This is a genomic window from Picosynechococcus sp. PCC 7117, assembly GCF_001693275.1.
GTDB lineage: Bacteria > Cyanobacteriota > Cyanobacteriia > Cyanobacteriales > MRBY01 > MRBY01.
In genome coordinates, this window is the sequence record NZ_CP016477.1 from 590,457 (window position 1) to 603,070 (window position 12,614).

Consider the following 12,614-nt stretch of genomic DNA (forward strand, 5'->3'; position numbering starts at 1 on the left):
TAATATTGTTTTAAGAAAAATTATCGGCAATTAGGGTATTTGAAGGGGGTTTTTATTGTTGCGCGAAGAGCCGAGATCTCCTTTAAAAAGGAAAAAAATCAGCGCCAATTCACAAAAATCGCTAAAATAGGGCCAAGAGAAACAGGTATCAGGTGACACAATAACCGTTTCCCTCTGTACCCAGACTCATCTACTGTTTTTTAAATCTTCCGTGACTATGCTCCAAGACAGTCTCACCATCCGCTACTATCAACGCTTAACGGACGCCATGGTAGAACTGTGGCGCAGAGGCAACCGTTATGAAGATATTCGTCAATACATGGACGGTTATATTGCCTGTCTTCACCACACGGGAGCCCTTGAAGTGTATAAGATTCACCGCTTAGAAGAAGAAGTTTTTCGTTTTCTGCGGGATCCATCCAATTTTGAGATGGCCTACCCCCAAACCCAAACGGAAACAGATTTTTATTACTAAAGCTGCCGTCGGGGCAAGGGAATTTTTGTCCCTGGGGCGTTGTTTTTACCAGGGAGCATCAACAATGGAAGCAGATTGTAGGGTCACGGCCTGACCGGCAAGGCGTTCAACCGTTGCTTCAAGGTGATCCTCCCCAACCACTTCACTCTGGAAATCCCGAAGACTTTCTAGGCCAGGATACTCATCAAGCAGCTCTTCTCGTAATTCGTAGCCACTGACCCGAAAAAGCCAGGGAACCCTATCAAAGTTGGGATGCTTGGTAGGTATACTTTTGACACCAGAAACGGTGATGTAACGGCGGTGACCGGCACATAGCGGGGGGAGCTCGGCAGCAAGCTTCTCCCCTCGTAGTAGGCGCTTATAGAGATCGGGGCTAAGCATAACCTGGGGATTTTTGGCCTATCTGAGACGGCCAGAATGTAGGGAAACAGCCTCTGACTTCGCAGGTATATGGCGCTGTTTCCCAAAGTTATTTTTTCGTTTTCGAACAGGCGATCGCCCTAGGACGCGAGGGCGACCTCAAGCATCTCATGGAGTTCTTTTGAGTTGTAAAGCTCGATCATGATGTCGGAACCACCCACAAATTCTCCATTGACATAGACCTGGGGAATCGTCGGCCAGTTGGAATATTCCTTAATGCCTTGGCGCACATCGTAGTCTTCTAGAACATCAAAGGTCTGATATTCAACGCCGAGACTGTTAAAAATTTGCACAACGTTGTTAGAAAAGCCACATTGGGGCATTAGCTTACTGCCCTTCATGAACACAAAAATTTTGCTGCTGTTGACCAATTGATCAATTTTTTCGCGGGTTTCAGGGGTTAAAGACATTTATTTTTCCTCATAGTATGGGTTGACAAGGGTTCAGGAAAACATTGTTTCCCCGACCGTTTAAGTGGGTTGACCCACTTCTGCCCATTTCTCCGGGGTGAAAGTCCGCAGGGCTAAAGCATGGATCGCTTCTGAGGCTAAATCCTCCTTGAGGGCAGCATAGACCATTTGGTGTTGGCGTACCCGGGATTGACCTGCAAAGTCGGGGGAAACGACGATGGCCTCTAGGTGATCGCCGCCACCGGTGAGATCTTTCACGAACACTTGGGCTCCGGAAAGATGGGTTTCAATGGAGGTTTTGACTGCCGATAAGCTAACCATAGGTAATTAGTGTGAAATCAATCCTAAATGTAAGCAGGAATACTTAAGCCATTGTATCTTTAGTCTTCCGTCTCTGGATTTGCTGGGGTGAATGATTTAGGCGATCGCCAACTCTGCTTGAATTTTCTGCCAAGCCGCTTGGGGATCTGCGGCCTGGGTGATCGGTCGGCCAATGACGAGGTGATTTGCTCCCTGTTGGAGCGCCGCCTGGGGAGTCATGACCCGTTGTTGATCCCCTGATTGAGCCCAGGTGGGCCGCACCCCTGGACAAACCAAGGTGAAATCTTGACCGCAACATTGCCGCAGCATCGCCACTTCCTGGGGGGAACACACCGCCCCATCTAACCTAGCGTCTTGGGCTAGGTTGGCCATGTGTTGGGCAAAGGCATCGAGGGGCAGATCCACTTGCAAATCGTCCCGCAACTGGTCTGGACTAATACTCGTAAGGACGGTAATTGCAATTAGTTTAGTCGGAGAATCTCCGAGGGCTTCTTTGGCAGCCGTTAAGGCGATCGCCCCGGCAGCACCGTGGATAGTCAGAAGATCGACCCCATAGGCCCGTGCCGAACGGCAGGCACCAGCAACGGTATTGGGAATGTCGTGGAATTTGAGATCAAGAAAAATGCGTTTGCCCTGGTCTTTGAGATAGCGCAAAATATCCGGCCCAGTGGCGACAAATAACTCTAGGCCCACTTTCCAGAAAGTGACCTCCGGTAAGCTCTCGACTAAGGCGATCGCCGCAGGGAGATCCGGCACATCCAGGGGCACAATCACAGTATCTTGCATCAGTTATTGCTTGCGTAAATTTCATTAGAGACGGTCATGTTCAGCATAACGGTGTTTTGAGCTTTTTGAGACAAGGCTTACCCATTGGCAAAATCCCACCGGGGACTAGGTTAAAATAAACCCCTTGCGGCGTAATATGCCCAATGACGAGTGGTTTTCCTTTACGCTCTTTTTCTGTACAAAATATTCCAATCCAGACGCCATGACAGAAACGCCTAATCCAGACACGAAACCAGCCACAGCCCCAGAGGAACAGGGTTCTAAAGCTCGCCAACTCCTCGGCATGAAAGGCGCCGCTGGGGGGGAAACCTCCATCTGGAAAATTCGCCTGCAATTAATGAAACCCATCACCTGGATTCCGCTGATCTGGGGGGTTGTTTGCGGGGCAGCATCCTCCGGTGGCTATGTGTGGGGAGTCGAAGATTTTCTCAAGGCCATGACCTGTATGTTGTTGTCAGGGCCTTTACTCACGGGCTATACCCAAACCCTTAATGATTTCTATGACCGGGAGATTGATGCGATCAATGAACCCTACCGTCCCATTCCTTCGGGGGCAATTTCTGTACCCCAGGTAGTGACGCAAATTCTCGTACTCCTGGGTTCTGGCATCGGTTTGAGCTATCTCCTCGACCGTTGGGCTGGCCATGATTTCCCCGTGATGTTGGTCTTAACGGTGGTGGGCTGCTTCATTGCTTACATTTATTCTGCGCCGCCGCTGAAGCTGAAACAAAATGGTTGGCTTGGGAACTATGCCTTGGGAGCGAGTTATATTGCGCTGCCTTGGTGGGCTGGCCACGCGCTGTTTGGGACGTTGACGCCGACGGTGATGGTGGTGACCTTGATCTATAGTTTTGCGGGTCTAGGGATTGCTGTTGTAAATGATTTCAAGAGCGTCGAAGGCGATCGCCAACTGGGTTTAAAATCTCTCCCGGTCATGTTTGGAGTCGGAACTGCAGCTTGGATTTGTGTGCTGATGATTGATATTTTTCAGGTGGGCATTGCGGGTTACCTGGTCAGTATCCACGAACAGTTATATGCCACGATTCTCTTGCTGCTTGTGATTCCCCAAATTACCTTCCAAGATATGTATTTCCTGCGGGATCCCCTGAAAAATGATGTGAAATACCAAGCCAGTGCCCAGCCTTTTTTGGTGTTGGGGATGCTGGTGGCAGGCCTTGCGATGGGTCATGCGGGGATTTCCTAAGCTTTATTTTCTCGGCTTCACCTGGCTCTTGTTTGCTTAAATTTTCGGCAATGCAGATCGGGTTCTTTCTCTCCGGGTCGTTGAGGACACGGGGGGATTTTTTAATGGTGCTGCCCAAGGGCAAAAATCTTTGCTATCTTGTTTGTAACAATTTGCAATATCTAATCTTTTTTTCAGGTTTTCTTTACCCTTTTATTACCATCCCGCTCGCCCTTTAAATCTGCGATCGCCAAAGATCGCCTTCGCCATGACTTCTACTTTGTCTGTTCCAAGTGCGGCTCAAGATTTGCAAGCGCTCGAAAAGGCTTGGCGCAGTCTAACGGCAACCAGTTGCCCCAATCAATACAACTTCCACATGCATTCGGTCTGTTCCGATGGTCAGCTCACCCCCAGAGAAATTGTTGACCAGGCGATCGCCATCGGTCTAAAAGGCTTTGCGATCACTGACCACCACACGCTCCAAGGTTACCAACAAGCCCAAGGCTACCTCAGCCGACAGCAGAACGAGACGACACGACCCTTGCCCCACCTCTGGACGGGCATCGAAATTAACGGCATCCTCCTTGATACCACGGTACATATCCTCGCCTATGGGTTTAACCCCGATCACAGTGCGATCGCTCCTTACTTTAACCGGGAAATTCCAGAGGGCGATCGCGCCGCAGCAGTAGCAATCATTGACGCGATCCATGCCGCTGGAGGGTTAGCTGTTCTGGCGCATCCCGCCCGTTATCGTCGTCCTGCCACGGAGTTAATCCCGGCAGCCGCATCCCTTAACATTGATGGTGTAGAAGCCTATTACGCCTACGACAACCCGAAACCCTGGGTGCCTAGCCAAAAACACACCCCGGTAGTGGCTGCCCTCGGCCATCAGCACAATCTATGGCTCACCTGCGGCACAGATACCCATGGTCGCAGCCTCCAGCAACGACTTTAGGGATCGCTGCGAAACTTTGATCCCCGCATAGCAAAATTCTGGCCTAAAATAAACTTACCCAAGGAATATTTTCTTCCTTTGCCCCCATTAATCATGCCGCGACCCTTAAAACGAGATTAAGTGGGGTTAAAGCCTTTGTGGATTTTGTCCCTCAAGGCATTCATTGACGTGGTATTGTAGCCATCGTAACCGCTGAATTTCCTTACTCTTTTTCACCCACTAACTAGGAGTGCAACCTGTAGGATGACTGTCCCTCAAACTGTCTATGCCAACGATCTCCCCGACAAACCCAAGGAATACTGTGGTGTTTTCGGCATCTATGCCCCAACGGAAGAAGTGGCAAAACTGGCATATTTCGGACTCTTTGCGCTCCAACATCGGGGGCAAGAATCCGCAGGGATCGCGACCTTTGACGGTACGCAGATGCACGTGCACAAAGGTATGGGCCTTGTTTCCCAAGTCTTTAGCGAAGAAAAACTGCAGGAACTGCCTGGGGTTTGGGCTGTGGGCCACAACCGCTACTCCACAACTGGCTCTAGCCATAAGTGCAATGCCCAGCCTGCCCTTGAAGAAACTCGCCTGGGGACTTTGGCCCTCGCCCACAACGGCAACCTGGTAAACACCATTGAGCTGAAGGATAAGTTGTTGTCCCTTGCCGATGGTCTAGATTTTCAGACGACCACAGACTCAGAAATGATTGCTAAGGCGATCGCCATCTATGTCGATCAGGGGAAGGATTGGACTGAAGCGGCGATCGCTGCCTTTAATCTCTGCTCCGGTGCCTATAGCTTAGTCATCGGCACCCCGGACGGCATTATTGGTGCGCGGGATCCCCAGGGGGTTCGTCCCCTTGTCATTGGGACTCTCACCGAGGGAGATGGCAGCACCCGTTATGTTCTGGCTTCTGAAACCTGTGCCCTCGACATCATTGGTGCGGACTATCTGCGGGACGTCGAACCAGGCGAAATGGTCTGGATTACCGAATCTGGCCTAACTGCCCAGCAGTGGTCTGAAAAACCAGACCGAAAGCTCTGCGTTTTCGAGATGATCTACTTTGCCCGTCCCGATAGCATTGTCCACGACGAAACTCTCTTTAGTTACCGTCTCCGCCTGGGAGCGCAATTGGCCAAAGAATCCAACATTGAAGCCGATCTCGTCATGGGGGTTCCTGACTCTGGCATTCCCGCCGCCATTGGTTTTTCCCGTGCCTCTGGGATTCCCTTTGGGGAAGGACTCATTAAAAACCGCTACGTAGGCCGTACCTTTATTCAACCGACCCAGCACATGCGGGAAGTAGGGATCCGCATGAAGCTCAACCCCCTAAAAGATGTCCTCCAAGGTAAACGAATTATCATCGTGGACGACTCCATTGTGCGCGGCACTACCAGCCGTAAAATTGTCCGGGCACTCCGGCAAGCTGGGGCCGCCGAAGTCCATATGTGCATTTCTTCGCCCCCTGTGACCCATCCCTGTTTCTACGGCATCGACACCGACAGCCAAGATCAACTAATTGCCGCGACAAAGTCCTTGGCTGAAATCGAAAAACAAATTGAAGTTGATTCCCTGACCTACCTCAGCAAAGAGGGCATGCTGGATGTCACCAACGAACGCACTTCTAGTTTCTGTACTGCTTGCTTCGATGGTCACTATCCCATTGAAATTCCGGACGCGATCAAGTCATCTAAGCTAATGTTAGAAAAAGCCACTGTCTAGCAAAGCCGTTCCCATGGATTGAGAGCGGTAAAGGAAGTATTAATGCCGACCTATCCCGGAATTTCTAGCGAAGCCTTTCGTCATCCCCTCGATCGCCAAGCGGAAGAAGCCCTCCGTAATCTGCCCGGTTTTAAGCTGTTGGCCAGTCGTTTTGTGGAATATATCTACGAACGACCCCAGCAGGTTTTTTTAATGGGCAACAATATCAAAGCTGGCCCTCGTCAGTATTCAACCCTGTACGGCATGTTTCGGGAATGTGTCCATGATTTGGATATTTCCCCAGAGCCGACCCTTTATGTCAACCAAAATCCGATGGTGAATAGCTATGCCCTCGGCCATGATCATCCTTACATTGTGGTGAATACGGGGTTAATGGATTTACTTGATGAAACAGAGTTACGGACGGTAATGGCCCACGAGTTGGGCCACATAAAATGCGACCATACGATCTTGATCCAAATGGCAATGTGGGCCATGGGGGCAGCTTCTTTCCTGGGAGAAATCACCCTTGGCCTCGGTAATGTCATCACCACAGGGTTACTTTACGCTTTTTATGAATGGCGGCGGAAGGCAGAACTTTCGGCGGATCGGGCCGCTCTCCTGGTGATGGATGATCTCAACCCCATTTTGCATACCATGATGAAGCTCGCCGGCGGTAGTACGAAATACGGCCACGAAATGAGTTTGACTGAGTTTACCCAACAGTCCCAGGATTACGATGAACTTGATCAGGATCAATTGAACCAGATTTATAAGTTTTTGATCTATAATGGCGGTAATGGAACATTTTTAAGCCATCCTTTCCCGGTGGAACGCTTGAGTTTTATCAAGACCTGGGAAGCTTCTGAGGAATATCAACGGATTAAGCAGGGTCATTATGCCCAAGCAGGCACTGGTTCAGTGGATGTCAGTGCCGAAGATGAAAGTGATCTAGACAGTTTGCGTCGCCAAATTGAAGAGCTCAAAGCAGAAATCAAAAAGGCCAAAGGAGCCGAATAAATCCCGTGGGGGATAAAAGATTGGAGGGGTATGGCTAGGGCTGAGGTTAGAATTGCGATGTTGAGCGATGCCAGCAATGCACCCACTGCACCCCCTTAATGCAGGCTTGTAATTGCCCCAAAGTCCGTAACTTGCTGATGGGTCGGAGAAGCAGTTGTTCCGGGGCGGACGAGTTGCCATGCTTGGTATCCGGCTTGGATCGCGGCGTCTAATTCGGCAGGGACATCCGATAGAAACAGGATTGCCTCAGGGGGCAGTTGCACGGCCTGGGCGATCGCCTGATAAGATTGCACATCTCGTTTTTGGCCGACCTTGAGATCAAAGAAGTAATTGAAGTAGCCCGTGAGGTCGCCGTAGTCAGAGTAGCCGAACAGGAGTTTTTGGGCCTTAACCGAGCCAGAGGAATAAATCCCCAACTGGAGGCCCTCTTTTTGCCACTCTTTTAGTTTGGGCAATACATCTGGATAAACATGGCCCCGGAAATCGCCATTTTTGTAACCCTCTTCCCACAAAAATCCTTGCATTGCTTTCAAGGGAGGAACTTTGCGGTCTTCCATTGACCATTGGTGTAATGTGGCGATCGCCCCAGTTTGATCGAGAGATATTCCGGTTTCGGCAAGAATTAAATCTTGTACTTGCTTGAGGATTGCCGCAATTTCTGGTTCCTCGGCCCGGTTGGCAATGCTTTGGATATTGTCCCGAAAGTAAGGAAACAACACATCAAACACAAAACTCACGGAGGTGGTTGTGCCCTCGATGTCCATCAAGACAAACTGAATCATAGGGTAATGGCGCGGTATTGTTGTTCAACTTGGGATCCGGTGTAGTGGGGCGTCCAGCCTGCGGTATCCGAGAAAATACGAATGGCTTTCACATTGGGCACTGGCCCCGCATCAAACCAGTGCTTAGTACCCTGGGGGACAGAGATCAAGTCACCAGCTTCGCAACAAACATTAAACACGGCGGTACCGTCGAGGTTAAACCAAAATAAACCCTGACCCGCGACAAAAAAGCGCACTTCATCTTCGGAGTGGGTATGTTCTGCGAGAAATTTTTCGCGGATCGCTTGGTAGTTTTCAATGCCACTGTGGATATTCACCACATCGGCGCTTTGGTAACCATTGGCCGCCATGAAAGGATCGAGCACATCGGCATAGGCGGCGAGAATGTCTGCTTGGGACGCCTCCTGGGTTAACTGGGCAGGTGTTTCCCATTGCTCAAACCAAATACCATGGCTTTTTAAAAAATCTTTGATCGTCGCGGGGTCGGTTAAGGTTTGTTTCGATTCGGTCTGATATAACGTCGTCATCGGGCAGCCAAGGGGGGCGTGATTTTCAATTGCTCAAGCTCGCATTCTAACATGAACTCCCAAACCTCTAGATGACGCTTGGCGATCGCCAAGGTTTCTCCCCAGGCATAGAGGCCATGTTTTGCGATCAAAAAGCCGTAATTATTTAACTCCTCCTGTCGCTGAGCGAGTTGTTGACAAAATGATTTCATGTCCTGCTCATTAGCAAAAATCGGTAAGGCGATCGCCGTTTCGTGGGTGGTTTGACCCGCAATCCCCTTAATTACCTCGTAGCCGCTAAAAGTAACAGCCTGTTTCGCCGCAAATATCCCAGACAACAACGTTGCCGCCACCGAATGGGTATGCAACACACAGGTAATTCCCGGAAAGTTTTGATAAATAAAGCAGTGAATTAAAGTTTCTGCCGAAGGCTTAATTCCTTCATTGGGGGGCAGCGGCAAACCCGTTGTATCTACTGCAATAAAATCCTCCGGTTGAAATTGAGATTTATCAACGCCACTGCGGGAGACAAAAATAACTTGATCTTCGTCCAAAAATGAATAATTCGTTGAAGTGGCCGGTGATTTTCCCTGGGTATGGAGTTGCCGTATCACAGCACATAGCCTTTCTTTTTGGGTCTGGTTCTCTAAAGACATTTGGGCACAAATAAAGCAGAAAAAATAAAAGCAAATCTTAATATTTTACTGATTGATGTCATGGTTAGCGCAACATTTCTAGCGACAACTGGGCCTTTATCTTTTTACGGGAAATTTTTAGCCAAAACACCATTGCAGATAAGTGTTTTTACTCAACTTTTAGTTGTTTTCTTTGTTAATTGATGTTGCAACTTTGACCATTCATTCTCATAAATCGTTTACAACCAAAACATGATGCTGACTACAATCAGTCATCTTTGGCTAAAAACAAAAATAAAAATTAAAAATCAATTATTGATGATGGATAACGAAATTAAAAAATACCGCATGGTTTGCACCCTAACCTTTGGCGATATCTATGGGCAAATTATTGTTTGGCTGATTGTCATCTTTCTGAGTCTTGCGACCACCCTCGCCCTTTGGAGTGCAACCCGGCAAGTTTATGCCCTGGCCACCGTTGCCCTTGTTGTTGTCTTATCTTTGCCCTTTCTCTTATTTGCCTTTGTGACAACGCTACTCAATCACATTGAATTCGTGCCCATGGGCGAATCCGAATCTTCTAAAACCTTCCCAAGCCGTCGTACGCCCCCTTCCTCTACTAATCCGGCAACGGCAAGCTAGGGATGAATTACGGAAGTGATGGCCCAGCCAGAGATAACAGTTAAATAGCCCCATGAAACAGGGGCGCTAGGGTTGCACTAGAGAAATCTGGAAAAATTTTGAGGACTTTCTGGGGCCGCTTAATGGATTGACGGTGCAGAGTCTAGGGAGATCACCGGGGCGCTACTGAAGCGTTTACTTAGGCGTAATTGATTACCGGCGGCGTTCCAGTGAATTTGGTCGAAAATTTGATAGAGCAAACAGAGGCCACGACCACATTCATCTTCTTCAGGGGGGAGGAGATCATCATTTAATTGACAACATTGAGCCTGACGGTCAAAGCCTTGACCCTCATCGGTAATAATCCATGAGCATTGTTCTGCCCCCATGTAGAAATGAACAATGACTTTTTTGCTGGGATCTAGTCGATTACCATGTTTGGCCGCATTAATCAGTGCTTCCTGGAGACCGAGTTGAACTTCGTAGCGCCAGTCACTGGGGATACGGTCTAGGAGAAGATCGAGAATCGGGACTAAGTAGAGGGTAGAGGCAAAACTGAGGGTCGTCCAATGGGATTTTAGCGGCGGCAATGAAATCGCGATCACAGTTAATGCTCCTTTGGGGATGTGCGCAGGGATGAATGGGGAAAACTGGGCTCAGTGGGGTAGCTTATGGCATAAACCCAAAAAGTAGTGGTCACAACATAGTTTGTTTGCCTGTAGGGAATCCCGAACGATCTTGTCGTGGTTTCTGCCTTGTATTATACAAAAAATTTTAGGTTTCCACGAAATTCAAGAGAACGGCGCATTCGACATGGGGCGTTTGGGGAAAGAAGTCGGCGGGCTGCACCCACTGGATTTGGTACTGTTGAGTGGCACAAAGATGTTTGAGGTCGCGGGCAAGGGTTGCAGGATTACAACTGATATAGACAATTTGCTTGGGTTTGCTGTGAAGGAGAGCATCGAGCACTTGGCGATCGCAGCCTTTACGGGGGGGATCAAGGAGTACAATATCAGCGGTGACATCCAGACTAGGTAGAATTGACTCCACGGTGCCAGCGTAGAATTCCACATTATGGATATCGTTGTGGTGGGCATTTTCCCAGGCCTGCTGGATCGAGCTTGCTTGAACTTCGATGCCGATCGCCTGCTGGACTTTTTTCGCTAGGGGCAGGGTGAAGGTTCCCACACCACAGTAGGCATCGACGAGGATTTCTTCGCCCGTAAAGGTAAGCTGTTGAGTAATTGCCGTAAGGAGGGCTTCGGCGGCGCTGGTGTTGACTTGGAAAAAGGTTTCAGGCCGGAGCTTGAGGGTTAGTCCCGCAAAAATTTCTTCGAGGTAGGGACGACCGGCGATCGCTTTTGTGGTGTCACCCCAGATAAGGTTGCCTTTTTTCGGGTTTTCGTTCAAACAAACTCCCACGAGACCGGGATATTCTTCGAGCCAGGTTTCAGCTTGGGTTTCTAGGTTCACCAGATCAGCACTGGTTGAGATCAAAGTAAGCAGCATTTCCCCGGTGCGCTGGCCAATGCGGAGGGCGAGGTGCCGGAGTTTGCCCTGGTGTTTGGTTTCGTTGTAGATCGACCAGCCTTGGTTTTGGATGTCAATTTTGATGTTGCCCAAGAGGGGATTGAGGCGCGAATCCTGTACTGGGCATTGGTTGAGGTTGATCAGTTGGTGGCTGCCTTTGCGGTAATACCCGGCTTGCACATTGCCCATACTACTGGAACGACCCAGGGGATAGGTGGCCTTATTGCGATAACTCAATGGCCCATCACCACTCAGGATCGGCTGAATGTCGAGATCCTGGAAACCACCAATGCGCTGGAGGGCCTGTTGAATTTCGTTGGTTTTGACCTGCTGTTGTAGAGAATCTTCTACCTGGAGCCACTGACAACCACCGCATTTGTCCGCCACGATGCAGGGGGGACGCCGCCGCTCTGGGGCTGGTTCTAAAACTTTTTGCAGTTGACCGATGGCGTATTGGCGCTTGAGACGGACGATCCGCACCTGGAGGCGATCGCCTGGCACCGTATCCGGCACAAACACGACTTGATCCCCGTGGCGACCGACCCCAGCCCCCTGGCTATTAAGGTCATGGATGGAGAGTTCAATCAGATCGCCTTGGTGCATGGTGCTAAGTTCGCTTTCAAAGTGCCTTCACACTTTAGCCTTTCTTGTGGTCAATCTTGCAGTTTTTCCCTAGAGGGTCGAGAAATAAGCCTGGGCTTCGCTTGGGTTTGGCACCATGGTGCGATCGCCCACTTGCCAATCGACGGGACAAACTTCATTGTGATTAGTCTGGACGTGCTGAATCGCTTGGAGTACCCGCAGGGTTTCGTCAAGGCTGCGGCCAAAGGAAAAATTATTCACGGTGATGTGTTGGATCATTCCTTCCGGGTCAATGATAAAAAGTCCCCGGAGAGCGATCCCCGCTTCCGGTTCGAGGACGCCGTAGGCCGTGCTAATGGTTTTGTTTAAATCAGACACCAGGGGAAAGGCTAAATCTCCTACACCGCCTGCTTTTCGCTCCGTTTGGATCCAGGCTAAATGTGCAAATTCACTATCTACAGAAACACCCAATACTTCTGTATTGAGTTTTTGAAATTCCCCGTGGCGATCGCTAAAGGCTCCTACTTCTGTTGGACAGACAAAAGTGAAATCGAGCGGGTAGAAAAACAACACCACATATTGCCCCCGATAGTCGGACAACTTAATGGTTTTGAACTCTTGATCAATGACGGCGGTAGCGGTAAAGTCCGGTGCCAATTGTCCCACTTGTGCAGCCATGGTTATCGTGTCTCA

At 49.6% G+C, this 12,614-nt stretch carries 16 protein-coding genes; 6 read left to right on the plus strand and 10 right to left on the minus strand.

The window, feature by feature from the left end; genetic code table 11:
• Positions 1 to 217 precede the first annotated feature (217 nt).
• Entirely contained in the window at positions 218 to 475 is a 258-nt protein-coding gene (locus AWQ22_RS02805) for a DUF6761 family protein (RefSeq protein ID WP_012306174.1), read from the plus strand.
• A 45-nt stretch (positions 476 to 520) separates the two neighbouring features.
• Here the strand turns inward: AWQ22_RS02805 and AWQ22_RS02810 are convergent, their stop codons facing one another.
• The 4 genes from AWQ22_RS02810 to pyrF all read right to left on the minus strand — a co-directional run bounded on the left by AWQ22_RS02810 (position 521) and on the right by pyrF (position 2,412).
• On the minus strand, positions 521 to 856 hold the full coding sequence (locus AWQ22_RS02810) for a hypothetical protein (RefSeq protein WP_065710115.1): 336 nt from the start codon (positions 854 to 856) through the stop codon (positions 521 to 523).
• Positions 857 to 975: 119 nt separating this feature from the next.
• Entirely contained in the window at positions 976 to 1,305 is a 330-nt protein-coding gene (gene grxD, locus AWQ22_RS02815) for a Grx4 family monothiol glutaredoxin (RefSeq protein WP_012306176.1), read from the minus strand.
• Positions 1,306 to 1,365: 60 nt separating this feature from the next.
• The gene (locus AWQ22_RS02820) at positions 1,366 to 1,626 is read right to left on the minus strand and encodes a BolA family protein (protein WP_012306177.1); all 261 of its coding nucleotides are present in this window, start codon (positions 1,624 to 1,626) and stop codon (positions 1,366 to 1,368) included.
• Between the two features lie 96 nt (positions 1,627 to 1,722).
• A complete protein-coding gene (gene pyrF / locus AWQ22_RS02825; protein WP_065710116.1) occupies positions 1,723 to 2,412 on the minus strand; it encodes an orotidine-5'-phosphate decarboxylase in 690 nt (229 codons plus the stop codon).
• A gap of 202 nt (positions 2,413 to 2,614) precedes the next feature.
• On the opposite strand from pyrF, the gene chlG reads away from it, so the two are divergent.
• From chlG to AWQ22_RS02845, 4 genes are all read left to right on the plus strand, one after another.
• Entirely contained in the window at positions 2,615 to 3,616 is a 1,002-nt protein-coding gene (gene chlG, locus AWQ22_RS02830) for a chlorophyll synthase ChlG (RefSeq protein WP_065710117.1), read from the plus strand.
• A gap of 247 nt (positions 3,617 to 3,863) precedes the next feature.
• Complete coding sequence (locus tag AWQ22_RS02835) at positions 3,864 to 4,553, plus strand: PHP domain-containing protein (RefSeq protein ID WP_065710118.1); 690 nt, start codon at positions 3,864 to 3,866, stop codon at positions 4,551 to 4,553.
• Between the two features lie 243 nt (positions 4,554 to 4,796).
• Entirely contained in the window at positions 4,797 to 6,266 is a 1,470-nt protein-coding gene (purF, locus tag AWQ22_RS02840) for an amidophosphoribosyltransferase (RefSeq protein ID WP_065710119.1), read from the plus strand.
• Between the two features lie 42 nt (positions 6,267 to 6,308).
• Positions 6,309 to 7,265, plus strand: a complete 957-nt coding sequence (locus tag AWQ22_RS02845) for a M48 family metallopeptidase (protein WP_065710120.1) — start codon at positions 6,309 to 6,311, stop codon at positions 7,263 to 7,265.
• Positions 7,266 to 7,360: 95 nt separating this feature from the next.
• Here the strand turns inward: AWQ22_RS02845 and mtnC are convergent, their stop codons facing one another.
• Genes mtnC through mtnB form a run of 3 tightly spaced genes read right to left on the minus strand, consistent with a single transcriptional unit; the run spans position 7,361 to position 9,209 of the window.
• Positions 7,361 to 8,047, minus strand: a complete 687-nt coding sequence (mtnC, locus tag AWQ22_RS02850) for an acireductone synthase (protein ID WP_065710121.1) — start codon at positions 8,045 to 8,047, stop codon at positions 7,361 to 7,363.
• Entirely contained in the window at positions 8,044 to 8,574 is a 531-nt protein-coding gene (locus AWQ22_RS02855; protein WP_012306184.1) for an acireductone dioxygenase, read from the minus strand. Before AWQ22_RS02855 ends, mtnC begins: the two co-directional genes overlap by 4 nt.
• Entirely contained in the window at positions 8,571 to 9,209 is a 639-nt protein-coding gene (gene mtnB / locus AWQ22_RS02860) for a methylthioribulose 1-phosphate dehydratase (protein WP_065710122.1), read from the minus strand. Before mtnB ends, AWQ22_RS02855 begins: the two co-directional genes overlap by 4 nt.
• 300 nt (positions 9,210 to 9,509) lie before the next feature.
• On the opposite strand from mtnB, the gene AWQ22_RS02870 reads away from it, so the two are divergent.
• Complete coding sequence (locus tag AWQ22_RS02870; protein WP_012306186.1) at positions 9,510 to 9,830, plus strand: hypothetical protein; 321 nt, start codon at positions 9,510 to 9,512, stop codon at positions 9,828 to 9,830.
• 119 nt (positions 9,831 to 9,949) lie between these two features.
• Here the strand turns inward: AWQ22_RS02870 and AWQ22_RS02875 are convergent, their stop codons facing one another.
• The 3 genes from AWQ22_RS02875 to AWQ22_RS02885 form a co-directional block, all read right to left on the minus strand.
• Positions 9,950 to 10,414, minus strand: coding sequence for an ATP-binding protein (locus AWQ22_RS02875; protein ID WP_012306187.1), 465 nt, complete (start codon positions 10,412 to 10,414; stop codon positions 9,950 to 9,952).
• A 169-nt stretch (positions 10,415 to 10,583) separates the two neighbouring features.
• Positions 10,584 to 11,942 carry a 23S rRNA (uracil(1939)-C(5))-methyltransferase RlmD gene (gene rlmD, locus AWQ22_RS02880; RefSeq protein WP_065710125.1) on the minus strand — a complete coding sequence of 453 codons (1,359 nt, stop codon included), beginning with the start codon at positions 11,940 to 11,942 and terminating at the stop codon, positions 10,584 to 10,586.
• 69 nt (positions 11,943 to 12,011) lie between these two features.
• Entirely contained in the window at positions 12,012 to 12,599 is a 588-nt protein-coding gene (locus AWQ22_RS02885; protein WP_065710126.1) for a peroxiredoxin, read from the minus strand.
• Between the last annotated feature and the right edge of the window lie 15 nt (positions 12,600 to 12,614).

Excerpts from the sequence above, each read along its gene's own strand:
- AWQ22_RS02885 (WP_065710126.1), bottom strand. The coding sequence starts at position 12,599 with ATGGCTGCACAAGTGGGACAATTGGCACCGGACTTTACCGCTACCGCC.
- purF (WP_065710119.1), top strand. The coding sequence starts at position 4,797 with ATGACTGTCCCTCAAACTGTCTATGCCAACGATCTCCCCGACAAACCC.
- pyrF (WP_065710116.1), bottom strand. The coding sequence starts at position 2,412 with ATGCAAGATACTGTGATTGTGCCCCTGGATGTGCCGGATCTCCCTGCG.
- mtnB (WP_065710122.1), bottom strand. The coding sequence starts at position 9,209 with ATGTCTTTAGAGAACCAGACCCAAAAAGAAAGGCTATGTGCTGTGATA.
- grxD (WP_012306176.1), bottom strand. The coding sequence starts at position 1,305 with ATGTCTTTAACCCCTGAAACCCGCGAAAAAATTGATCAATTGGTCAAC.
- AWQ22_RS02835 (WP_065710118.1), top strand. The coding sequence starts at position 3,864 with ATGACTTCTACTTTGTCTGTTCCAAGTGCGGCTCAAGATTTGCAAGCG.
- AWQ22_RS02870 (WP_012306186.1), top strand. The coding sequence starts at position 9,510 with ATGGATAACGAAATTAAAAAATACCGCATGGTTTGCACCCTAACCTTT.
- AWQ22_RS02820 (WP_012306177.1), bottom strand. The coding sequence starts at position 1,626 with ATGGTTAGCTTATCGGCAGTCAAAACCTCCATTGAAACCCATCTTTCC.
- AWQ22_RS02855 (WP_012306184.1), bottom strand. The coding sequence starts at position 8,574 with ATGACGACGTTATATCAGACCGAATCGAAACAAACCTTAACCGACCCC.
- AWQ22_RS02805 (WP_012306174.1), top strand. The coding sequence starts at position 218 with ATGCTCCAAGACAGTCTCACCATCCGCTACTATCAACGCTTAACGGAC.
- chlG (WP_065710117.1), top strand. The coding sequence starts at position 2,615 with ATGACAGAAACGCCTAATCCAGACACGAAACCAGCCACAGCCCCAGAG.
- AWQ22_RS02810 (WP_065710115.1), bottom strand. The coding sequence starts at position 856 with ATGCTTAGCCCCGATCTCTATAAGCGCCTACTACGAGGGGAGAAGCTT.
- rlmD (WP_065710125.1), bottom strand. The coding sequence starts at position 11,942 with ATGCACCAAGGCGATCTGATTGAACTCTCCATCCATGACCTTAATAGC.
- mtnC (WP_065710121.1), bottom strand. The coding sequence starts at position 8,047 with ATGATTCAGTTTGTCTTGATGGACATCGAGGGCACAACCACCTCCGTG.
- AWQ22_RS02845 (WP_065710120.1), top strand. The coding sequence starts at position 6,309 with ATGCCGACCTATCCCGGAATTTCTAGCGAAGCCTTTCGTCATCCCCTC.